Origin of the sequence: Burkholderia crassaminum (assembly GCF_964265005.1) — a bacterium.
GTDB lineage: Bacteria > Pseudomonadota > Gammaproteobacteria > Burkholderiales > Burkholderiaceae > Burkholderia.
In genome coordinates, this window is the sequence record NZ_OZ183799.1 from 918,963 (window position 1) to 940,200 (window position 21,238).

Here is a 21,238-nt window from a genome sequence, read left to right on the forward strand (position 1 = left end):
TCCTCATCGCCTCAATCCAGAACGGAAGGACCGTCATGAACTGGAAGCTTTCCCTTTGCGCCGCTGCGGCGCTCGCCTGCGTGGCCGTCACGGCCCACGCGGAACAGACCACGTTGCGCTTCGGGATCGAAGCCGCCTATCCGCCGTTCGAGAGCAAGACGCCGGCCGGTCAGTTGCAGGGTTTCGACGTCGACATCGGCAACGCGGTGTGCGCGAAGCTGAACATGAAATGCGTGTGGGTCGAGAATTCGTTCGACGGTCTGATCCCGGCGCTGCAGGCGCGCAAGTTCGACGCGATCAACTCGGCAATGAACATCACCGCGAAGCGCCGGCAGAGCATCGATTTCACGCCGGCGATCTACGTGGTGCCGATCGTGATGGTCGCGAAGCACGGCTCGCCGTTGCGGCCTGACGTCGCGAGCCTGCGCGGCAAGCACGTCGGCGTGCTGCAGGGCTCGTCGCAGGAGGATTTCCTGAAGGCGCACTGGGCCAATGCGGGCGTGGCCGTCGTGTCGTACCAGGATCAGGACCAGATCTACGCCGATCTCGTCGCGGGTCGTCTCGACGCGGCCGTTCAGGAAGCGCAGACCGCCCAGGACGGTTTCCTCGACAAGCCGGCCGGCCGCGACTACCAGATCGTCGGCGAGCCGCTGAAGGATCCTGCGACGCTCGGCGAAGGCACGGGCTTCGGGATGCGCAAGAACGACAAGGCGCTGCAGGCGAAGATCGTCGGCGCGCTCGACGCGCTGAAGAAGGACGGCACGCTCGGCGCGCTGTCGCAGAAGTACTTCAAGCGCGACATCGTCGCGAAGTAACTATCTCGTCGTGCGCCGGCCACCGGGCCGGCGCGTGTCGCATCGAATCTCGACGCAGTACGGGGAACCATGGATTTCGACGTCATCGTTCTGGGGGCCGGCATCGTCGGCGTGTCGTCGGCGCTGCATCTGCAGGATCGCGGGTTGCGCGTTGCGCTCGTCGACCGGCGCGCGCCCGGCGAGGAAACGAGCCACGGCAATGCGGGGCTGATCGAACGCTCGTCGGTCGTGCCGTACGCATTTCCGCGCCGGCTCGGCACGCTGCTGCGTTATGCGCGCAACCGCTCGGTCGATCTCTACTGGGACTACCGCGCGCTGCCCGCTTACGCGGGCTGGCTCGCGCGCTTCTGGCGCGAATCGTCGCCGCAGCGGCTCGTGGCCGCCGCGCGCGACCTGCTGCCGCTCGTCGCGGCGAGTGTGGTCGAGCATGACGCGCTGCTCGCGCGTACCGATGCACAGCCGCTCGTGCACGACGGCGGATGGATCGAAGCGTTCCGTTCGCCCGCGCTGTTCGACGCGGAAACGCGCGCGCAGCAGCGCGTAGCCGACGCGCACGGGCTGCGGATGACCGTGCTCGACGCACGGGCGTTGCGCGCGAGGGAGCCGGGCGTCAGCGACGCGTTCTGCGGCGCATTCCATTGGCAGGACCCGAAGACCGTGTCGAGCCCGGGCGGGCTGACCAAGGCCTACGCACGGTTGTTCGAGCGCGACGGCGGCACGTTCGCGCTTGGCGATGCAAGGACGCTCGTGCAGGTGGGTGACGGCTGGCAGGTCGACACCGAACACGGGCCGATCTCGGCACGCTCGGCCGTGGTCGCGCTCGGGCCGTGGTCCGATCACGTGTTCGCGCCGCTCGGCTACCGGATTCCGCTGCGCGCGAAGCGCGGCTACCACATGCACTACCGGCCGACGCGCGCGCCGTTGAACGTGCCCGTGTGCGATACGGAGGAAGGTTTCGTCGTCGCGCCGATGGAAGGGGGCCGCCTGCGGCTCACGACCGGCGTCGAGATCGCGCTGCGCGGCGCACCGCCGACCGGCGTGCAGCTCGCGCGTGCGGAGCCGCTGGCGCGCGACGCGTTCGGCGTCGGCGAGCGGCTCGATCCCGAGCCGTGGCTCGGGATGCGGCCGTGCACGCCCGACATGCGCCCGGTGATCGGGCCCGCGCCGCGCCATCGTCATCTGTGGTTCGCGTTCGGCCATTGTCACCACGGGCTCACGCTCGGCCCCGCGACCGGGCGCCTGCTCGCCGAAATGATGACCGGCGCGCCGACCTATATCGATCCCCATCCGTACCGGCCCGCGCGCTTCGGCTGATCCGGCGGCGCGCGCTGCCTCGCGCGCGCCGGTTGCGACGCGGCCTTTACAATGTTTCATTCTGCTATCCGAATTATCGGAGATCGCGCGATCGGAAATGATCTGCGTAATCAGCAAGAAAGATAATCGCGAAATAAAGAAAATAAGCAAATCGGCGATTTACCAATGCATTTTCATTTTTCTGAAATGCGTAATCGGCAGCCGGTCACGACGGTATGTTCCGGTGTTACGTGGAATGTACCGGAACACGTTACCACGGGGCTCGCAAACGTTACGTTACATCCGTGTTCCGTCGACCTTTTTCGTCGGATGATTGCGGCGCCGGGGCCGTGAATTTCGTCGGAAATCGATTAAAAAAGCGTTATTGCAAGTCAATAGGCAGACGAATCAATCTGGTTCTTTGAATTGGCACACTTCGTGCAATCCGTCCCCATGCTTTATCAACGTTGTGCCAACCGAGATGGGGAAAAACAAAGATGGGACACAATCTTAAATTGACGGGTGTGGCGCTGTCGGTCGCGACGGTGTTCGGGGTACTGGCTTCGGGTTCCGCGGTGGCGGGGGCCCTCGATGTGCTGCCGATCCCGCAAGTGATCGTCAACCCGCCGACGAACAGCGTCTCGGTCGGGCTGGTCGCGACGGGGACGTCGCCGCTGGGCTCGGTCACCGTGGCGGCGGGCGGGGCGGGCGCGATCCAGACGTCCCTTGGCGATCCCGGTCAGGTGCTGTCGGGCGCCGTGGGGGCGGTGACGGGCGCACTCGGTGGTGGCGGCGGCACGGTGCAGCCGCTCGCGCCGGTCCAGGGTGTGGTGAATCAGGTGACGGGCGCGCTGAGCGGCGGCAACCCGGCTGGTGCGCTGACGGGTGCGCTGAATACGGCGACGGGTGCGTTGAGCAATGCGGTTGGCACGGTAACGGGGGCACTGGGCAATGTCGGCGGTGGGTCGAACCCGCTGGCGCCGGTTCAAGGCGTCGTTAATCAAGTGACGGGCGCGCTCGGTGGTGGCAACCCGGCCGGCGCGTTGACCGGTGCACTCGGCACGGTGACCGGTGCGCTGGGTAACGTCGGCGGCGGGTCGAATCCGCTGGCGCCGGTTCAAGGCGTCGTCAATCAAGTGACGGGCGCGCTCGGTGGTGGCAACCCGGCTGGTGCGTTGACGGGAGCCCTCGGTACCGTGACCGGTGCGCTGGGTAACGTCGGCGGCGGCGCGAATCCGCTGGCGCCGGTTCAAGGTGTCGTTAATCAAGTGACGGGCGCGCTCGGTGGTGGCAACCCGGCCGGCGCGTTGACCGGTGCACTCGGCACGGTGACCGGTGCGCTGGGCAATGTCGGCGGCGGGTCGAATCCGCTGGCGCCGGTTCAAGGCGTCGTCAATCAAGTGACGGGTGCGCTCGGTGGTGGCAACCCGGCTGGTGCGTTGACGGGGGCACTCGGTACCGTGACCGGTGCGCTGGGTAACGTCGGCGGCGGGTCGAATCCGCTGGCGCCGGTTCAAGGCGTCGTCAATCAAGTGACGGGTGCGCTCGGTGGTGGCAACCCGGCTGGCGCGTTGACGGGTGCACTCGGCACGGTGACCGGTGCGCTGGGCAATGTCGGCGGCGGGTCGAATCCGCTGGCGCCTGTTCAAGGTGTCGTCAATCAAGTGACGGGCGCACTCGGTGGCGGCAACCCGGCTGGCGCGTTGACGGGAGCCCTCGGTACGGTGACCGGTGCGCTGGGTAATGTCGGCGGCGGTTCGTACCCGTTGGGGGCGGTTCAAGGTGTCGTCAATCAAGTCACGACGGCGCTCAATAACGGCAATCCGGCTAGTGCATTGACTGGTGCACTCGGTACGGTGGCGGGTGAGCTCGGTGCTGGCAATCCGGCAGGCACGGTGACTGGTGCGATCGGCAACGTGACGGGGGCACTGGGTGCATTGGGCGCTATCGGCGGCGGCGCGGATCCGCTGGCGCCGGTCCAGGGCGTCGTGAATCAAGTGACGGGCGCCCTGAGCGGCGGCAATCCGGCAGGTGCACTGACTGGCGCGCTGAACACGGCGACCGGGACGCTGAGCAACGCACTCGGTACCGCAACGGGCGCGCTGGGCGGTATCGGTGGCGGCTCGAGCCCGCTGGCGCCGGTTCAAGGTGTCGTCAATCAGGTGACGGGGGCGCTGAGCAGTGGCAACCCGGCAGGCGCACTGACCGGTGCCCTCGGCACGGTCACGGGGGCACTGGGTGGTATCGGTGGCGGCTCGAACCTGCTGGCACCGGTGCAAGGCGTGGTCAATCAGGTCACGGGCGCACTCGGCGGCGGCAATCCCGCAGGCGCGCTGACCGGTGCCCTCGGCACGGTAACGGGCGCACTGGGCGGCATCGGCGGCGGCTCGAACCCGCTGGCACCGGTCCAAGGCGTGGTGAATCAGGTGACAGGCGCGCTCGGCGGCGGCAACCCGGCAGGCGCACTGACCGGTGCCCTCGGCACGGTCACGGGCGCACTGGGCGGCATCGGCGGCGGTTCGAACCCGCTGGCACCGATCCAGAGCGTCGTCGACCAGGTCACGGGTACGCTCGGCAGCGGCAACCCGGCCGGCGCGCTGGGCAACGCGGTCAACACGATCACGGGCACGCTCGGCAACGTTGGCGGCGCGGGGAGCCCGCTGGCGCCGGTGCAAGGCGTCGTCACGCAACTCGCGGGCACGCTCGGCAACGATCCGGCCGGTGGGCTGACGAACGCGCTGAACTCGGTGACGGGTGCGCTCGGCGGCTCGAATCCGCTGGCGCCGGTGCAAGGTGTCGTGAACCAGGTCGTCGGCACGCTGTCTGGCGCCGGTGGCGGCAGCCCGATCACGCCGATCACGAACCTCGTCAACGGCCTGCAGAACGCGCTGCCGACGGGCGGCAACGCGGCCGGTGCGCTGACCGGCGCGCTCGGCTCGGTAACGGGCGCGCTCGGCAGCCTCGGCAACCTCGGCGGCTCGAACCCGCTGGCACCGGTGCAGGGCGTCGTGAACCAGGTCGTCGGCACGCTGGGCAACAGCAATGCGGTCGGCACGGCCACGAATGCACTGGGTAACGCGGTCGGCTCCGTCGTGGGCGCACTCGGCAACCTCGGCGGCACGAGCCCGCTGGCGCCGGTGCAGGGTGTCGTGAACCAGATGGTCGGTACGCTCGGCAACCTCGGCGGTTCGAACCCGCTGGCACCGGTGCAAGGCGTGGTCAATCAGGTCGTCGGCACGTTGTCGGGCGCGGCGGGCAACAACCCGATCGCACCGATCACGAACCTCGTGAGCGGCCTGACGGGCGGCAGCAACCCGGCCGGCGCACTGACCGGTGCGCTCGGTTCGGTGACGGGCGCACTCGCGAACGGTCCGGTGGCCCTCGGGCAGGCGGCCGGCGCGCTGTCGGGCGCGGCCGGTTCGACGGCAGCGGCGGGCGGCAGCCTGCTTGGTTCGGGCGCGAACGCGGCCGGCGGCACGGCGGGTGCAGTGGGCTCGCTGCTGACGACGGGCGCCAACGCGACGGCGACGGTCGTCAATGCGGTCGGCACGACGGTGGGCACGGCACTCGGCTCCGCGCCGGGCCTGTCGGTCACGCCGCATTCGGGCAACAGCGCGCCGGGCAACCCGCTCGCACCGGTGACGTCGCTGCTCCAGTCGCTGACGGGCGCACTGCCGAAGTAACCGGCCGGACACGCACGGCGCCGCCGGATCGGCCGCCGTGCGCAACGGGTCGCGCAACGCGGCATGACAGGGATGTCATGCCGCGTTGTCTTTTGGGGCCCGCTTTCTTTCGTCGCATGAATGGCCGCTGCCGGCGCGCGTCGGCCGGCGTGGAATAACCGGCCGCTTTCGTCCGTTTACATACCGAATCCCGGCAGCGCCGGCCGGCGGGATAATGGTCGCGACGAAGCCGATCGTCCCGGCCGGTTCCGCCGTGTCGCGATGCCGTGCCAAGGAGAAAGGGCATGAAACGGATACTCGTCGCCGCCGCGCTGACGGCGGCAATCGTGCGGCCGGCCGGCGCGGAACCGCCCCGGGCCGGCGACGGAAAACTGGTCGATGAAGATCGCATGACGCTGTACGTGTTCGATCGCGATGCGCCCGGCAAGAGCGCGTGCGACAGCGCGTGTGCGGCCAACTGGCCGCCCGCGCTCGCCGATGCGTACGACAAGGCCGCCGGCGCGCTGAGTCTCGTCGCGCGCGACGACGGCCGCAAGCAATGGGCGTATCGCGGGCGCCCGCTGTATCGCTGGAAGCAGGATCGCAAGCCCGGCGACGCGGGCGGCGACGGGATCGGCGGCATGTGGCACGTTGCGCGTCCGTGACCGCACGGGGGTGTACGAGGCATCCTGATGAGCTACGAATCGGATCTGCTGGTGTGGTTGCCGCATCTCACGCGCTATGCGCGTGCGCTGACGGGCGACCGGGCCTGGGCGGACGATCTCGTGCAGGACACGCTCGAGCGTGCGCTGAACCGCCCGCCGCGCGATGGCGGCAACCTGCGCGCGTGGCTGCTGACGCTGCTGCGGCACCGCTTCATCGACCAGTTGCGCGCGCGGCACGAGATCGCGGTCGACGACGCGACGGCACCGTGGCAGACGATGGCCGCGCCGGCCGGCGAAATCGGCGGGCTGGTGCTGCGCGACGTGCAGCGTGCGCTGTACCGGCTGCCGGTCGAACAGCGCGAGGTGCTGCTGCTGGTCGCGCTCGAGGAGTTGAGCTATCGCGATGCCGCACAGGTGCTCGGCGTCCCGGTGGGAACGGTGATGTCGCGGCTCGCACGGGCGCGCGGGCAGATGCGCGCGCTGCTGTCGGACGAGCCGTCGGCGCACGGCACGGCCGCGTTACGGGTAATCGGGAAGACATGATGGATGAATCGCGCAAGCCTTCGAACGAGCGGGACGACGATGCGTCGGCGCAACTGCTGTCCGCGTTGCTGGACGGCGAGCTGTCCGGGCACGAGCGAAACGAGGTGCTCGAGCGCGTGCAGGCCGATCCGGAGGAAGCCGAACGATTCGCGCATTACCGTGCGCAGCGTGACGCACTGCAGGCGCTGTTCCCGCTGCCGGGTGCCGCGCCCGCGCTGTTCGTGCAGCGCCGCGCGCCGCGTCGGCGCGGGATCGCCTATGCGCTCGCGGGGCTCGCGGCCGGGCTGCTGATCGGCGTCGCGCTGCATGCGGGCTGGGTAGCGCTCGACAGCGAACCGGTGTTCGCCGCGCGCGCGGATATCGCGTACGCGACGTACGTGGCCGACCGCGAACATCCGGTCGAAGTCGGTGCGGGCAACCCGGAACGGCTGGTCGGGTGGTTGTCCAAGCGCCTCGGGCGGCCCGTGCGTGCGCCGTCGCTCGACGAATACGGCTACGCGCTGCTCGGCGGCCGGCTGCTCCCCGGCGAGGCAGGGCCGGCCGCGCAACTCATGTACCAGCGCGCGGACGGCGAGCGCGTGACGCTGTACATGACGGCCTACGATGCACGGCGCCTCGCGCCTCGGGCGATGTCGGCGGGCGACCGCTACACGTATTTCTGGTCGGATCGCGGGATGGGCTACGCCTTGTCCGGCCAGGGCGATGAACGGCGCTTGCGCGAACTCGCGATCGAAGCGTGCGGCGAGCTCGGCGGCCAGACCGACGCGTGGAAGGGATGACGCGCGCGGCGCCGCGACGGAGCACGCGATGAAGATGACGCCGATGAAGGGGTTCGTGCTGATACCGTTGCTGGCGGCGCTCGCCGTGGGCGCCGCACTTGCGCGGGCCGAGGGTGACGCACCCGTGCGCGTGCCCGTCGACGCCGACGGCGTGCAGCGGGTCGCGATCGTCGGCGGCAGTTATTTCTTCCGACCGAACCACGTGATCGTGCGGGCACACGTGCCGGTCGAGCTGACCGTGTCGGCCGAGCCCGGCCTGGTGCCGCACAGCTTCGAAATCGATGCGCCGCAGGCCGGCATCGCGGTGCACACCGAGCTCGGCACGACGCCGAGGACGTTTCGCTTCACGCCGGCGCAGCCGGGCCGGTTCGCCTACTATTGCACGCATCGGCTGCTGTTTTTCAGGAGCCATCGCGAGCGCGGGATGGAAGGCGTGCTCGATGTCGAGGCGGCGCCGTGATCGCCGCGTTGCTGGCCGCGAGCCTGATAGGAGCGAGCATGACCGCCGATCCCGTGACTGTCGCGCAGGCGCACTTCGACCATGTCCGCTCGTACCGCGCGACGATCCGCTCGTCCGCGCGCAGCGGCGAACGTACGGAAATCCGCTACGCGTACCTGAAACCGGGCTTCGTCCGGATGGATTTCGTGTCGCCCCATCACGGCGCGGTGCTCGCGTACGATCCCGGCGACGGCAAGGTGCGGCTGCGCCCGTTCGGCGCGCATGCGCTGCCCGCGCTGACGCTGTCCCCGTCCAATCCGCTCGTGCGCGACCGCAGCGGCCACCGGGTCGACCGGTCGGACGTCGGCGAACTGCTGCGCAACGTTCATGCGCTGCAGGAGGGCGGTGCGACGGTGACCGAAGGCGAGGAGGCCGTCGGTGGCCGCACCGCGCTGCGCGTGTCGGTCACGGGCGCACCCGCGCACGCGGTCGACGGTGTGCATCGCTACCGGCTGTGGCTGGATACCGAGGACGGTTTTCCGCTGAAGGTCGTCAGCTTCGCGGACGATGACGACGTGCCGCTCGAAACCGTGACGCTCGACGACGTCGAGATCGACGTCGCATTTCCCGAACGCTTCTTCGCGCCCTGAGCGGTGCGCTGACTCATGCCCCCGACGGGCATGCCGGAGGCTGCATGGCGGAATACCGGTTCTCGACGACCTGGCGCGTGGACGCGCCGCTCGCGGCAGTGTGGGACGCGATCTACCAGGTCGACCGCTGGCCCGACTGGTGGAAGGGCGCCGTGCGCACCGTCGAGATCGAGCCGGGCGACGCACGCGGTGTCGGCGCGCTGCACCGGTATACGTGGAAGGGTGCGCTGCCGTACCGGCTGACCTTCGACATGCGCGTGCGACGCGTCGAGCCGCCGCATGCGCTCGAAGGCCGCGCGAGCGGCGCGATCGAAGGCGACGGATGCTGGTCGTTCGCCGCCGACGGTGCCCGCACGATCGTGCGCTACGACTGGCACATCCGCACACACGTGCGCTGGATGAACCGGCTGGAGCCGCTCGGTCGGCCGCTGTTCCGATGGAATCACGACGTCGTGATGCGCGAAGGGGCGAAGGGGCTCGCTCGGCTGCTGGGCGCGGCCGTCGAGACGGAGGGCCGGACTTTCCGGCCGCTGCCGGATGCGGACTGCGCCGATGCCTGAAGGCGCGTGAACGCGTGTAAAAGCGCCGGCCGCCGGCCGCCGGCCGCCGACCGCCGACCGCCGACCGCCGACCGCCGACCGCCGACCGCCAACCGCCAACCGCCAACCGCCAACCGCCAACCGCCAACCGCCAACCGCCAACCGCCGCGCCGCTCAGCGCGCGTACGCCATCACCGCGCCATCCACCACCAGTGCGACGCGTTCGCCGACGGCCGGACACCGGTGTCCCGGCACGCGTGCGCGCACGAGCACGTCGGGATCGGCATCGAGGCGCACGACCACATCGGCGTCCTGGCCCGCGAACTGCGCGGCTTCGACGCGCGCCGTATGGCCGCGCGCGGCGTCAGCCTGCGTGACCGGCACGATGCCGATCTGCTCGGGACGCAGCATCGCGTCGGCCGGCCCGTCGGGCAGCGGCGCGACGAGCGGCAGTTCGCCGAGCGCGCAGGCGATGCGCATGTTGCGCACGCGGCCGGCGAGCAACACGGCCTGCCCGACGAACGACGCGACGTCGCGCGTGACCGGCTGCCGGTACAGCATCTGCGGCGCGGCCGTCTGGACGAGCCGGCCGTGCCACATCACCGCCACTTCGTCGCCGAGCGTCATCGCCTCGGGCTGGTCGTGCGTGACGAGCACCGATGTCGCGCCCGCCGCGGCGAGCGCATCCGCGACCGCGCTGCGCGTTTCGTGGCGCAGCGACGTGTCGAGCGCGGAGAACGGTTCGTCGAGGATCACGAGCGACGGTTCCGGCGCGAGCGCGCGTGCGAGCGCGACGCGCTGCTGCTGCCCGCCGGACAGTTGCTGCGGTGCGCGGCTCGCATACGACGCGGGCAGCCCGACCATCTCGAGCAGTTCGTCGACGCGATGATGGCGCCGCCGCGCCGCGCGCGGCAGCCCGAATGCGATGTTGTCGGCCACCGACAGATGCGGAAACAGCGCGCCTTCCTGCGGCACGTAGCCGATCCGGCGCGCCTCGGGCGGCAGGTGCACGTCGGGCGCGGCCACGCGGCGCCCGTCGATTTCGACGGTGCCGCGCTCGGCGCGCTCGAAGCCGCACAGCACGCGCAGCAGGGTGGTCTTGCCGCTGCCGGACGGGCCGAGCAGCGCGAGGCGCGAGCCGCGCCGCACCGTCAGGTCGATGTCGTGCAGGACGGTATGCGATCCGAACGATTTGGACAGGCCGTGGATGCGTAGTTCGCTCATGGGCGGTTCCGGGGAGAAAGGGCGGCGCTCAGTCGCGCACCGACGCGCGGCCGAGCAGCAGGAACAGCAGTCCCGATGCGCCGAGCGACAGCGCGACGAGCAGCGCCGCATAGGGCGCCGCGGCGGCGAACGCGAGCGTTGCCGTATCGCTCCACACCTGCGTCGCGAGCGTGCGGGTGCCGATAGGCGACAGCAGCAGCGTCGCGTTGAGTTCCGTTACGACCGAAATGAACACCATCGTCGCGGCCGCGCCGAGGCCGGGTGCCGCGAGCGGCAGCACCACGCGCGTGAGCGTCGCGCGCCAGCCGAGACCGAGCGAGCGCGCGGTTTCCTCGAGCCGGACCTGCACGTGCGACAGCGCGGCACGCACGCTGACGACCGCGAGCGGCAGGAACAGGATCGCGTACGCGGCGACGAGCGCCGGTGCGCTCTGGTAGAGCGGCTGCAGCAGCCGCACCGTGATCGACACGATCGCCAGCGCGACGACGATGCCGGGCACGCCCTGCACGGTCATCGCCGTGCGCTCGAGGAGGGTGGCGACGCGGCCCGGAAAACGGACCAGCAGGAACGCGAGCGGCAGCGCGAGCAGCGTCGTGACGGCCGCCGCCATCAGGCCGTAGCCGGACGACGCGAGGGTGGCCTGCCACAGCAGCTCGGGCGACACGTCGGCCGGCGTGACGGCGGCCGCGCCCTGTTGCGTGAGCCAGTAGCCGATCATCGCGAGCGGCACGCCGAGCGTCGCGGCCGCGATTGCGGCGAATGCGACGGTGACGGGGCCGCGCAGGTAGCCGAGCGGATAACGCATCGCGACGCGGCGCGCGGCGCGGTGCGTATGACCGTAGCGCGCATGGCCGCGTGCGCGTGCCTCGATCGCGAGGCACAGCAGGCATAGCGCGATCAGCACGCAGCCGAGCAGCGAGGCGCCGCCGCCGTCGAACGCGGTGCGGTATTCCGCATAGATCTCGGTCGTGAACGTACGAAAGCGCAGCAACTGGAATGCGCCGAACTCGGACAGCACGCCGAGCGCGACGAGCAGCATCCCGCCGCACAGCGCGGGGCGCAACTGCGGCAGCACAACGCGGAAGAAGGTATGCCACGGCGAGCAGCCGAGCGTGCGCGCGCTTTCCTCCAGCGCGGGGTCGAGCTCGCGCAGTGCGGCGGCCACCGGCAGGTAGACGAGCGGGAAGTACGCGGAGGTCAGCACGATCAGCGCGCCGAGGAAATCCTGCAGGTCGAGGCTCAGCGACACCCACGCGTAGCTCGTGATGAACGGCGGCACCGCGAGCGGCGCGGCCGCCAGCGCGGTCCACAGCGGCCGGGCCGGCAGGTCGGTGCGCTCGATGAACCACGCGAGCGCCGTGCCGAGCAGCGCACACGCGAGGGTTGCGGCGAGCGTGATCGACAGCGTGTTGACCAGCAGTTCGCCGACGAGCGGTCGCCACAGCAGCTCGATCGCATCGTCGACGCCGAAGGTGGCCGCGCGGTACAGCGTGAAGCCGAGCGGCAGCAGGATCGCGAGCGGCCCGCACGCGGCCGCGGCGACGAGCGCGCGCGACGGGCGCCGCCGTGTCGCGGTGCGCTCGCCGTCGCGCGCGGTGCGCGCCGTGCGGGACACGGCGTCGCTCATGGTCAGAGGAGACCGGCCTGGCGCAGCAGCTTGCCGGCCTGGCTGTCGTCGCCGAGCTGTTCGAACGTCAGTGCCGGCGGGCTCAGTTCGTTGAACGGCTTCAGGATCGGATCGGGGGCGACGCCCGGATGCAGCGGATACTCGAAGCTGATATGGCCACCCGCCATCAGCTTCTGCGCTCGCTCGCTGACGAGATACGCGACGAACTTCTGCGCTTCCGGCTGGTGCTTCGATGCTTTCAGCACCGCGGCGCCGGACACGTTGACGGCACCGCCGACGTCGCCGTGGCCGAAGTGGTGGATCGCGCTGCGGGTCGACTTGTCGCCGAGTTCGGCGTGCAGGCGGTCCCAGTAATAGTTGTTGATGATGCCGGTCAGCACGCCGCCGCGGTTGACGGCCGCCGTCACGCCTTCGTCGTCGTCGAAGATCTGCGCGTTGGCCTTCAGGCCCTTCAGCCATTGCAGCGTTGCGGCTTCGCCGTGCAGTGCGAGCACCGCGCTCACGAGCGGCAGGAAGTCCGCGTCGCTCGGCGCGACGCCGACCTTGCCCTTCCATTCGGGCTTCGCGAGATCGAGCAGCGAAGCGGGCAGTTGCTGCGGCTGGATTTTCGCGGTGTTGTAGACGAGCACGTTCTCGCGCGCGAGCACGCCGACCCAGTTGCCATCGGCCGGGTTGAAGCGCGCCGGCACCGACTGCAGCGTGGCGCCGTCGGTCTTCGCGAACAGGCCCTTGCGGTCGAGCAGCACGAGCTCCGGCGAGTTTTCGGTGAAGTACACGTCGGCCGGCGTGCGGTCGCCTTCCGCGACGATCTGCGCGGCGAGCGCGGGGCCCTCGCCCGAGCGCACCTTCACGGTGATGCCGCTCTGCGCTTCGAAGTCCTTGACGAGCTGGTTGACGACTTGCTCGTGCTGCGCGTTGTACAGCGTGAGCGTCGCGGCATGCGCGCGCGCGGCGTGCAGCGCGCCGGTCAGCATCAGTGCGGCAGCCGCCGCGGAAATCAGGTGCCGCAGCGGGCGGCTAACGGGTGAAGTGTTCATGTCGTTTTTAGCAGGTTGCATCCGGCCGGGCCGGGAAGGAGTGCCTTGGCTTGCGTGGCGCGCCGTCATGCCTCGAACAGCGCGGCGCCGATGTACGAACCAGGTTGCGCGCCCGGCGGGCACGCGAAGATCGCGCTGCCGACGTGCGTGGTGAACTGGTTCATGATGTCCAGCTTCGAGAGCTTCTCGTTGATCGGGATGAATCCCTTGCGCGGGTCGCGCTGGTGCGCGACGAACATCAGCCCCGCGTCGTACTCGGTCTGCTGGCGCCACGGCGGCCAGCGCTCGATGTAGAAGCTCGTGCTGTCGTTGTACGAGTAGGCGCGGCGCAGGATCTGCGCGCCGTTGTTGAGCTGCGGCGATGCGAGGCGCGCGTGCGCGTTGTCGGGGATCACCGGGTTGCCGTCCTTGTCGGCCGCGTCGAGGTCGAGCGCCTCGAACTCGTGCTTCTGGCCGAGCGGCGCGCCGCTGTATTTCTGGCGGCCGACCACCTGCTCCTGGAAGCCGAGCTCCGTGTTGTCCCAGTGCTCGAGCGTGATGCGGATCCGGCGCACGACCGTATAGGTGCCGCCGTTCATCCATGCCGGGCCTTCGCTGCCGGCCCACACGAACTCATTCATCGCGGCCGGATCGGACATCGGCGGATTCATCGTGCCGTCCTTGAAGCCCATCAGGTTGCGCGGCGTCTCGCCGGGCTTGCCCGACGTGAAGCCGGCCTGGCCCCAGCGCATCTGCGTCGCCTTCGCGCCGAGGCGCACGAGCTGGCGCACGGCGTGGAACGCGACCTGTGCGTCGTCCGCGCACGCCTGGATGAACAGGTCGCCGCCGGTCTTCTCGGGCAGCAACTGGTCGCCGTTGAAACGCGGCAGGTCGACGAGCGCGGCGGGGCGATGCTTCGCGAGGCCGTAGCGGTCCTTGCCCGCGAGCGCGAACAGGCCGGGCCCGAAGCCGAACGTGATCGTCAGGCGCGCGGGGCCGAGGCCGAGCGCGTCGCCCCCGTCGGCCGGCGCGACTTCGTCGCTGCCCGTCGCGGCGAGCGGTTGCGCGGTGTCGCCGCGCGTCATCCGCGCGGCGGCGTCGGTCCAGGTCTTCAGCAGCGCGATGACGTCCGCGCGCTGCGCCGTCGTCAGGTCGAGCGCCGCGAAATACGCATGGCGCTGCTGCGGCGTCGCGATGCCGCTCTGGTGCTGGCCGTAGAACGGCTCGACGCCGTCGTGCGTGGAAGCGGCGGCGGCGGGTGCATCCGCCGCCTTCGCGGCCGGTATCGACGCCGCCGCGAGGCCGGCGGCCACCGCGGCACCGCCCGCCTTCAGGAAGCCGCGCCGCGCGGGGCGCGGTGGCTGGTTGTGATCGTCTGCCATGGTCGGTTCCGTTACTTCGCGAGCAACAGCGTGTTGACGTCGTCCGCGACGTAGTAGAAGCCGTCGCCCTCAGGCGTCATCGCGATGCCGAACAGGTTGCCGTTGCCGGGGGGCGTCTGCGCCTTGTCGGTATTGATCCAGCGCGCGTAGATCTGCTTGCCGGCGACCGGGTCGATCTCGACGACCTGGCCGTTCTGCGCGTTGGTCGCGAGCAGGTGGCCGTTCGGTGCGGTTGCGAGCGCGAGCGGGCGGCGCAGGAAGCCGTCGGCGGTGATCTGGCGGCCGACGCCCGCGCTGGTGTCGCGCGTGAGCGGGTCGTCGATCTCGACGATCCGGTTGCCGATCGCGTCCGACACGTACAGCTTCTTCTGGTCGCCGGACAGCGCGAGGCCGGTCGGCCCGACCAGGAATACGCCCTTGTCGGCCTGCGCGCCGAGGCCGCTCGCGACGACCGTTTCCTGCTTGATGACCGGCGGCTTGCCGGCCGGCACGTCGAGGTCGAGACGCAGCACCGTCGCCTGCTTGTAGACGGGCGGGTTGCCGTCCGCGCCGCCCACGCCGAAGCCGGCCATGCTGATGAACAGCGTCGCGCTGTCGCCGCGGTCGACCACGGCCATGTTGCCCCACGGGTCGTTGATGTTCGGGGTCGACCACGTCGATGCGATCTTGCCCTGCGGATCGAGCACGATCATGCAGCCGGCGCCCTTGGTGTTGGTCGTGCCGTCGTTGCTCGGCGTGCTGCCGACGATCACCCAGCCGGATTTCAGCATCGTCATCGCCGTCGACAGGCCGACGCCGCCCGGGCACGCCTTCAGGTCGCGCGGGATCGACGCGAACAGGCTCATCTGCTTCGTCGACGGGCGGTAGTTGACGATCGTGCTGCCGGTGCCCTGCAGGTTCGCCGCGTTGTTGAAGTTGTCGACGAGCACGTCGCCCGCCTGGATCGTGCCGGCCGACACCGGCGCGACCGCGATCGCGTACGGGTTCTGGTCGCCGTTGTCCGGCACCGTGTTGACGAGCGTCGTGTGGCGATGCAGCGTCTCGAGGAAACCTTGCGGCTCGGCGAGTGCGCCGGCGGCGGCCGTCAGCGCGGCGGCGGCCAGCGCGCCCGTCGCGAGGCGGCGAAGCGGGGTGGATGGAATCATTTCGGTCTCTCCTGGGGGGCGTGCCGCCGGGGCGGCACGCGAAAAACGGGTAGCGTGGGCGTGGCGATCAGAACGTGATGGTCGTACGCGCGCCGAGCACGAACGTGTTGCGCAGCGGCTGGGTCGCGTCGCTCGGGTTCTGGCCGGCGCCGGCATTGAACGTGTATTGCGCGTCGGCCTGGACGATCCACCACGGGTTGACCTGGTACTGGTAGGTCGCTTCGAGTGTCGTCTCGCGCGTGCGCACACCGTACGGGCCGGTCGCGAACGACTGCGCGGTCTGGTCGAGATCGTTCACGTGGCTGCCGACCTGGATATACGTGACACCGAGGCCGACGCTGTCGTTGTCGCGGCCTTCGAACGGCGCCTTCAGCACGATCCCCGCGTTGGCGGAGAAGCTCACCAGGTTGCGGTCGCCCGGTGCGCCCATCACGCGTGCGAACACGCCGAGGCTGCGCGGGCCGGTCGGATCGGGACGCCAGATCATCTGGTCGGCCACCGCGTAGAAGCTGTAGTCGCCGTGGTGCTGCTGCGCGGTGCCGTTCGACGCGGGGTCGGAGAGCGACAGCCCGTCGGTGCCCACGTTCTGGTCCGCGAAGCGGCCGTTGTGATACCAGACGCCGATCTTGTAGGTGCCCGGCAGTCCGTTCGAGCGACCGGTGTCCATTTCGCCGTCGGACGGCTGGTTCAGCGCGTACTGCAGTTCGCCGATATAGAGCGCGCCGTTGTGCAGGTTGAAGTTGGTGCCGCTGAGGTTGTTCGGGTTATTGCCGAGCGGATCGCCGTCGAACACGCCCGCGAGTGCGGTGAGCTTCGGCGTGATCTGCGCGCGCACGCGCACGCCGAGGCCGGCGAGCGGATAGGCGGGGCCGCCGTTGGGCATGTCGTACGAAGGCAGCGCGGGCCAGCCGAACATCGTGTTGACGAACGTGTTCGCATACGTGCTGACCATGAATTCCTGGTCCAGGCTCTGCTGGCCGATCTTCACGTCGACGCGCTTGTCGAGGAACGACTGCTGGTACCACAGCTCCCACAAGCGCGTGGTGCCCTGCGCCTCGATGCCGCTCGCGGTGTTGAGCGTGCCGAGGTTGCGCGCGCTCAGGTTGGTGCCGTGGATCTGCAGCGCGCTGACGTTGAACGTGCCGCCTGGCAGGCCGATCGCCTTCTGCGTGTCGACCGTCAACGTGGCCGTCGTCAGCCCGTCGTAGGCGCCGCCGCGGTTCAGGCCGCCGCGCAGGTTCGCGAGGTATTCGCTGGTTTCGGTGATCTGCAGCGTCGCGCCGTACTTGCCGAGCCACGGGCGGATGCCGCCCATGTCGCCGAGCAGGTTCTGGCGAGTCCAGATACCGGTCCACATGTTGGTCGGCTTCGCCTGGATCGCCAGGTCGGCCTCGGGCGCTTCGGGTTGTGCGTCGACTGGCACGTCGGCGAAAGCGGCGCCGCTCGCGAACGATGCGCATGCGAGGACGGCCGCGCAGGCGGCGGGGCGCATCCGGGCGCGGACGCTGTCTCCCTGGAACGACGCAAACTTCATATCAAATCCCTGGTTCTAATTAGTGTGGAGTCCTGCTTGTCGGTCGCTGTCCGGACACTCGGCACCGATTGGCCAGGGCGCGAAGAAAAGCGCAACGCGGCGCATCGTAGGAGCCTCAAATGGGAAAGTCAATGTAAACGAGAATGATTCGCATTAAATTACTGAATGTAATGAAATACCTTACGGATCTGGCTTCGCACGTATTCAGCGAAGGAGATAACCGTAAATATTGCTGTAATGAAAATGAATGATTCGATGTGCGCCGATGCGCTCGCCGGGTCGGGTGGCACGTGGCTGACTTGCCTGCTTCAGGTACGCGGAATCGACTCCTTTGCAGGCATTTTCACGCAATGGCGTGTGGCGGGAATTGGGTGCTTACCCGGTATTCGAACGAGAGGATTCCCATGGGTGCCGCCGGTCCCTCGGCCGCACCGGGTCAGAATTCATGGAGACGTGCGTTGAAAGCATTTCTTGTGACTTTTGGGTACTCAGCGTTGTCGAAAGTCGCTTGTGCATAACGCTGCGCGATAGGGTTGTAGCGTTTCGGCGAACAGTGGCTCGCTGGGCGCGGAGCTCTTGTCGCGTATTTTTCCGATATGACCCTGGGGCGATGTGCGTCGCTGTTCCGTTCATTTCGTCCTTGATGAATGACATCGGCTCGGCCGATGTGTCCGGAAGGACGCGGGGAAGACCAACCTGCGCATTCGTGCGACGAATCGCGGCCACGGAGGTTGCGTCAATTCACGGAGGTTGCGTCAATTCACGGATGTCGAAAGTCGGCAATTTGCGATATTCCCGAAAAGTGACAATCGTTCAAATCCTGTTCCATTTGGACGGGTACCATCGCGTTGCTCCTTCAGTAGAGCACATCCCCTCGGATTTGACGCCAGGCTCGCACCTGGCTTTTTTTTCTTGAAACGAGTGAGAAAACCACGCACATCCTTAAGGAATACAGATCGATATGGCGTGCGATCGAGACACGAAAGGGTTCGCGACTGGTCGGTCATGCGGTGTCCGAGGCAACGTGCTTGCGATCGGCGGCAGCCGGGCTCGACGCGGCAGTGACAAATACGCGTGCGGTAGCCGGCTATTCAGCGATTCAGTTGCCTCGGGTTTTCCAGGCATCCTTCTCCTGCCAGTGGGTACCTCCTCGTCGAAGTGGATCGATCGGCGCACTCTGGCTGACGACGTCGTGGCGACTCCGAAATGAATAAAGCGATGTTGAGCATGTTCGGTCTGCTGATCGGCGGACTCGTTGTGACGCTGGTGGTAGTTCTGGAAACCACACCGACACCGCAGGAAAGGGCTACACCCGTCGCGGCAAAACCGACGAAGGTGAAGTGACGATGCGTGTTTTGTTGACGCTGTGGGGGAGTGCGATCGCACTGACCATCTGCGTGGCCTGGCTTGCCGATCGGCCCATGCATGGCCAGCCCGTGCCGCTTGCCGCTCGACTGATTCAGCGCTCGATGAAGCCGATCGCCGGGCCGCAGCGCGAGCCGGTGCGGTAACGCGCGGTTCGTGCACCTTGTGGTGTTGGTCGCGCTCGCGTGGATGCGGGATCTGAAAGACGGGTTCACACACGCATGGTTGACGAATGCGCGGACAAAGGTTCGCCACGATAAACGTGTCGCGCGGCTTGTCGTTGCGGCTTTGGACCAACCGGTCCTGCGACGGCGCGCCGGAGGCGAAGACGACAAGGCCGAGCGCGGCATCGTGCGACCGGCGCCTGGTTTGCGTGGCGGTCGGTTCCGGGCGATGGCAGCCTGCTGCACGATCGCATGCCGCACAGTGCGGCGATCCGGCTATTCGGCGTCGTTCGTGTGAATTGAATCGACCAGTTCCAGGCGGTAGCCGTGATTGTAGACAGCGCGAAGTCGAACACCGTTTTCGGGGCCGATACGCAGCTTGGACCGCACGCGATAGATATGCGTGTCGAGCGTCCGGGAAATGTGGTCGCTATGGCGTCCCCATATCGACTTGATCAGCGCATCTCGCGGCATTGCGCGACCGCAATTTTGAAATAGTGCGACGGCAACGGTGAATTCTCTGGAGGTCAGCTTGATCGGCTCGTCGCTCAAGAACGCGGTCTCGGTTGCGAGATCCAGACGGTAACGACCGATATTGATCGATGCCGGCTTTGAATTGATCGGATAGGCCCGTCGCAGAAGAGCACGCACTCGTGCGATCAATTCATGGCGACGGATGGGTTTGACCATGTAGTCGTCGGCACCTGCCTCGAGTGCGACGACAAGCTGGTCCTCGCGCACTCGATTCGTCAGGAACAGCACGGGGAGATCTCTGCCGATGCGTGTGCGAATCCAGGCGAGGACTTCCAGTCCGGAAATATCCGGCAGGTTCCAGTCAAGCACGACCAGATCGACGATGTCGGTTTCGAGGAAACGGATGGCCTCTGCGCCCGCGGTGGCGCTCCGGACATCGAATCCCTCGGCGGTCAATGTGTCGCGAAGAAGCGCCGCCTGCGCTGGTTCGTCGTCAACGGCAAGAATTTTCATTGGCACTATTTTTCATCGTGTTGCTCGAATCCGCGCATGCCTGCTTGCATTGGAGCTGGTTGACTTTTTCAAATGAATTGAAAGGGGATTGCAATAATCCGATTGATTTCCTCGTGGCCGGGAGGCAGGTCTGATTTACGTAATAGAGTGGCATTTATCGATAGTCTTTTTGTCAACTTTTATGAACGAATTCGACCAATTGGGGTGCGATTGATATGTGACAAATGTTGTCAATCGCTGCTCGTCGCGGATATACGATGCGTCATACGGATTGTTGAAGCAGGTGTAGGGGCCGCTCCGGATGTGCTTGTGGCAGAGATTGTGCGTAGGCAGCGCCGCGAATAATCATTGGCGGTCGCCAGTGTTGCGATTCGGCTGCGGCAAGTAGGAAAAAATTGAGTGGGTTGCGTGATGTTTTCGGGTTGTCGATTCGATCGACATCTTTTTTGATGACGAATGGCGGTTTGTAATTATCTAAATGAGCAAACTGGAGTCGTATCGACAGTATCTGGATACAAAATCGAAGCTGGAGTCTCGGATTGCCGAGGAGCGGCGAATTGCCATGGAAGCGATTCTGCTCGAGATCAAGTATTGCGTTCGAGAGTTTGGTTTTGCTCCGGAGGATATTTTTACTGTCGATGTCCTGCGTCACGCGACCAAGCGGCGGCCGCGCTACTTTGATCCTGTCAGCGGAGCGACATGGTCTGGGGTAGGGCGTGCGCCCGAGTGGATTCGCGACAAAGATCGCAAGCAGTTCGAGATATCCAGTTTTGATCGCGGGGATTGAGGCGTTTGATTCTTGCAGTGAAGTGAAAGTCGGGGATTCCGCGCCTCCAGGTGTTTGCATCGCTGTTGGGATCGACACGGAGAATCACGCGGTTTTTGCGCAAGCCGGTGTTACCGAAGACGGTCTTGCGGTCGCGACGTAGCGTGTTCATGCAGGATGGAGATGCGAGTGCGATGGTCACGGGCGTGTCATTGGTGTCGTAAGCGGTATCTGGCTGGGCGCAGTTATTGACGGCTCTTTTTTTAGAGGTGCGCCCTGGATCCTGAACGAGCGGGTCCGTGAGTACAGTTGCGAACCTGGTGCCTCGGTCACTCGCTATGTTGGAGCGCGTCTTCGTGACCGGAGTGGTGTGCAACGACGCTGACGCGTCGATATATTCCCGGCCGAAGTGAGATTTCCAGTTCTTGAGCCGAGAGTAGAACGATTTCGACGAATTGACTCGATTCCGTTTCATTTCATTCCCAATGCGCAGATTCCGGATATCCGGGGGCTCGTCGACGAATGGTTTGCGTCTCGGCTGCGCGAGTGTGCTTCCTCTTTCTTGTCGTCGTCAGACAGATTGGGCTGCGATGGCTTGAGGGATATGCCAAAGGTCGAGTCGTGTCACAAAGGTTCGCAATGT

The 21,238-nt window shown here is 67.3% G+C and carries 19 protein-coding genes; 12 read left to right on the plus strand and 7 right to left on the minus strand.

Annotated features, from left to right (window positions below):
* The first annotated feature begins 35 nt into the window (after positions 1–35).
* From ACPTTF_RS04185 to ACPTTF_RS04225, 9 genes are all read left to right on the plus strand, one after another.
* The gene (locus ACPTTF_RS04185) at positions 36–815 is read left to right on the plus strand and encodes an ABC transporter substrate-binding protein (protein ID WP_423370353.1); all 780 of its coding nucleotides are present in this window, start codon (positions 36–38) and stop codon (positions 813–815) included.
* Positions 816–884: 69 nt separating this feature from the next.
* The gene (locus ACPTTF_RS04190; RefSeq protein WP_423370354.1) at positions 885–2,129 is read left to right on the plus strand and encodes an NAD(P)/FAD-dependent oxidoreductase; all 1,245 of its coding nucleotides are present in this window, start codon (positions 885–887) and stop codon (positions 2,127–2,129) included.
* A 476-nt stretch (positions 2,130–2,605) separates the two neighbouring features.
* Positions 2,606–5,791: a beta strand repeat-containing protein gene (locus tag ACPTTF_RS04195; protein WP_423370355.1), complete on the plus strand. Its 3,186-nt coding sequence runs from the start codon at positions 2,606–2,608 to the stop codon at positions 5,789–5,791.
* Between the two features lie 284 nt (positions 5,792–6,075).
* Positions 6,076–6,435 carry a COG4315 family predicted lipoprotein gene (locus ACPTTF_RS04200; RefSeq protein WP_166957053.1) on the plus strand — a complete coding sequence of 120 codons (360 nt, stop codon included), beginning with the start codon at positions 6,076–6,078 and terminating at the stop codon, positions 6,433–6,435.
* Between the two features lie 27 nt (positions 6,436–6,462).
* Positions 6,463–6,978, plus strand: coding sequence for a sigma-70 family RNA polymerase sigma factor (locus ACPTTF_RS04205; protein ID WP_048242823.1), 516 nt, complete (start codon positions 6,463–6,465; stop codon positions 6,976–6,978).
* Positions 6,975–7,757, plus strand: coding sequence for an anti-sigma factor family protein (locus tag ACPTTF_RS04210; protein ID WP_423370356.1), 783 nt, complete (start codon positions 6,975–6,977; stop codon positions 7,755–7,757). The genes ACPTTF_RS04205 and ACPTTF_RS04210 overlap by 4 nt, the downstream gene beginning before the upstream one ends.
* 28 nt (positions 7,758–7,785) lie before the next feature.
* A complete protein-coding gene (locus ACPTTF_RS04215) occupies positions 7,786–8,217 on the plus strand; it encodes a quinol oxidase (protein WP_423370357.1) in 432 nt (143 codons plus the stop codon).
* Complete coding sequence (locus ACPTTF_RS04220) at positions 8,214–8,846, plus strand: LolA family protein (protein WP_423370358.1); 633 nt, start codon at positions 8,214–8,216, stop codon at positions 8,844–8,846. Before ACPTTF_RS04215 ends, ACPTTF_RS04220 begins: the two co-directional genes overlap by 4 nt.
* A 44-nt stretch (positions 8,847–8,890) precedes the next feature.
* The gene (locus ACPTTF_RS04225; protein WP_166957061.1) at positions 8,891–9,406 is read left to right on the plus strand and encodes an SRPBCC family protein; all 516 of its coding nucleotides are present in this window, start codon (positions 8,891–8,893) and stop codon (positions 9,404–9,406) included.
* Positions 9,407–9,559: 153 nt separating this feature from the next.
* On the opposite strand, the gene ACPTTF_RS04230 is transcribed toward ACPTTF_RS04225, so the two are convergent.
* The 6 genes from ACPTTF_RS04230 to ACPTTF_RS04255 all read right to left on the minus strand — a co-directional run bounded on the left by ACPTTF_RS04230 (position 9,560) and on the right by ACPTTF_RS04255 (position 17,313).
* Positions 9,560–10,609 (minus strand): ABC transporter ATP-binding protein, encoded by a 1,050-nt coding sequence (locus ACPTTF_RS04230; protein ID WP_423370359.1) that lies wholly within the window; start codon positions 10,607–10,609, stop codon positions 9,560–9,562.
* Between the two features lie 28 nt (positions 10,610–10,637).
* Positions 10,638–12,236: an ABC transporter permease gene (locus ACPTTF_RS04235; protein ID WP_423370360.1), complete on the minus strand. Its 1,599-nt coding sequence runs from the start codon at positions 12,234–12,236 to the stop codon at positions 10,638–10,640.
* A gap of 2 nt (positions 12,237–12,238) precedes the next feature.
* On the minus strand, positions 12,239–13,273 hold the full coding sequence (locus ACPTTF_RS04240) for an iron ABC transporter substrate-binding protein (RefSeq protein WP_166957067.1): 1,035 nt from the start codon (positions 13,271–13,273) through the stop codon (positions 12,239–12,241).
* A gap of 65 nt (positions 13,274–13,338) precedes the next feature.
* Positions 13,339–14,634, minus strand: a complete 1,296-nt coding sequence (efeB, locus tag ACPTTF_RS04245; protein WP_423370361.1) for an iron uptake transporter deferrochelatase/peroxidase subunit — start codon at positions 14,632–14,634, stop codon at positions 13,339–13,341.
* A gap of 11 nt (positions 14,635–14,645) precedes the next feature.
* Positions 14,646–15,779: a hypothetical protein gene (locus ACPTTF_RS04250; protein ID WP_423370362.1), complete on the minus strand. Its 1,134-nt coding sequence runs from the start codon at positions 15,777–15,779 to the stop codon at positions 14,646–14,648.
* Between the two features lie 67 nt (positions 15,780–15,846).
* A complete protein-coding gene (locus ACPTTF_RS04255; RefSeq protein ID WP_423370363.1) occupies positions 15,847–17,313 on the minus strand; it encodes a carbohydrate porin in 1,467 nt (488 codons plus the stop codon).
* 1,206 nt (positions 17,314–18,519) lie between these two features.
* On the opposite strand from ACPTTF_RS04255, the gene ACPTTF_RS04260 reads away from it, so the two are divergent.
* Both ACPTTF_RS04260 and ACPTTF_RS04265 read left to right on the plus strand, forming a co-directional pair.
* A complete protein-coding gene (locus tag ACPTTF_RS04260; protein WP_423370364.1) occupies positions 18,520–18,657 on the plus strand; it encodes a hypothetical protein in 138 nt (45 codons plus the stop codon).
* A gap of 2 nt (positions 18,658–18,659) precedes the next feature.
* The gene (locus ACPTTF_RS04265) at positions 18,660–18,824 is read left to right on the plus strand and encodes a hypothetical protein (protein WP_166957077.1); all 165 of its coding nucleotides are present in this window, start codon (positions 18,660–18,662) and stop codon (positions 18,822–18,824) included.
* Positions 18,825–19,118: 294 nt separating this feature from the next.
* On the opposite strand, the gene ACPTTF_RS04270 is transcribed toward ACPTTF_RS04265, so the two are convergent.
* Entirely contained in the window at positions 19,119–19,829 is a 711-nt protein-coding gene (locus ACPTTF_RS04270; protein WP_423370365.1) for a response regulator transcription factor, read from the minus strand.
* A gap of 478 nt (positions 19,830–20,307) precedes the next feature.
* On the opposite strand from ACPTTF_RS04270, the gene ACPTTF_RS04275 reads away from it, so the two are divergent.
* Entirely contained in the window at positions 20,308–20,616 is a 309-nt protein-coding gene (locus tag ACPTTF_RS04275; protein ID WP_423370366.1) for an H-NS family nucleoid-associated regulatory protein, read from the plus strand.
* The last annotated feature ends 622 nt before the right edge of the window (positions 20,617–21,238 follow it).

Bases quoted from the DNA above. Each gene is read 5' to 3' on its own strand.
- ACPTTF_RS04185 (WP_423370353.1), top strand. From the start codon at position 36: ATGAACTGGAAGCTTTCCCTTTGCGCCGCTGCGGCGCTCGCCTGCGTG.
- ACPTTF_RS04190 (WP_423370354.1), top strand. From the start codon at position 885: ATGGATTTCGACGTCATCGTTCTGGGGGCCGGCATCGTCGGCGTGTCG.
- ACPTTF_RS04195 (WP_423370355.1), top strand. From the start codon at position 2,606: ATGGGACACAATCTTAAATTGACGGGTGTGGCGCTGTCGGTCGCGACG.
- ACPTTF_RS04200 (WP_166957053.1), top strand. From the start codon at position 6,076: ATGAAACGGATACTCGTCGCCGCCGCGCTGACGGCGGCAATCGTGCGG.
- ACPTTF_RS04205 (WP_048242823.1), top strand. From the start codon at position 6,463: ATGAGCTACGAATCGGATCTGCTGGTGTGGTTGCCGCATCTCACGCGC.
- ACPTTF_RS04210 (WP_423370356.1), top strand. From the start codon at position 6,975: ATGATGGATGAATCGCGCAAGCCTTCGAACGAGCGGGACGACGATGCG.
- ACPTTF_RS04215 (WP_423370357.1), top strand. From the start codon at position 7,786: ATGAAGATGACGCCGATGAAGGGGTTCGTGCTGATACCGTTGCTGGCG.
- ACPTTF_RS04225 (WP_166957061.1), top strand. From the start codon at position 8,891: ATGGCGGAATACCGGTTCTCGACGACCTGGCGCGTGGACGCGCCGCTC.
- ACPTTF_RS04230 (WP_423370359.1), bottom strand. From the start codon at position 10,609: ATGAGCGAACTACGCATCCACGGCCTGTCCAAATCGTTCGGATCGCAT.
- ACPTTF_RS04235 (WP_423370360.1), bottom strand. From the start codon at position 12,236: ATGAGCGACGCCGTGTCCCGCACGGCGCGCACCGCGCGCGACGGCGAG.
- ACPTTF_RS04240 (WP_166957067.1), bottom strand. From the start codon at position 13,273: ATGAACACTTCACCCGTTAGCCGCCCGCTGCGGCACCTGATTTCCGCG.
- efeB (WP_423370361.1), bottom strand. From the start codon at position 14,634: ATGGCAGACGATCACAACCAGCCACCGCGCCCCGCGCGGCGCGGCTTC.
- ACPTTF_RS04250 (WP_423370362.1), bottom strand. From the start codon at position 15,779: ATGATTCCATCCACCCCGCTTCGCCGCCTCGCGACGGGCGCGCTGGCC.
- ACPTTF_RS04255 (WP_423370363.1), bottom strand. From the start codon at position 17,313: ATGAAGTTTGCGTCGTTCCAGGGAGACAGCGTCCGCGCCCGGATGCGC.
- ACPTTF_RS04260 (WP_423370364.1), top strand. From the start codon at position 18,520: ATGAATAAAGCGATGTTGAGCATGTTCGGTCTGCTGATCGGCGGACTC.
- ACPTTF_RS04265 (WP_166957077.1), top strand. From the start codon at position 18,660: ATGCGTGTTTTGTTGACGCTGTGGGGGAGTGCGATCGCACTGACCATC.
- ACPTTF_RS04270 (WP_423370365.1), bottom strand. From the start codon at position 19,829: ATGAAAATTCTTGCCGTTGACGACGAACCAGCGCAGGCGGCGCTTCTT.
- ACPTTF_RS04275 (WP_423370366.1), top strand. From the start codon at position 20,308: ATGAGCAAACTGGAGTCGTATCGACAGTATCTGGATACAAAATCGAAG.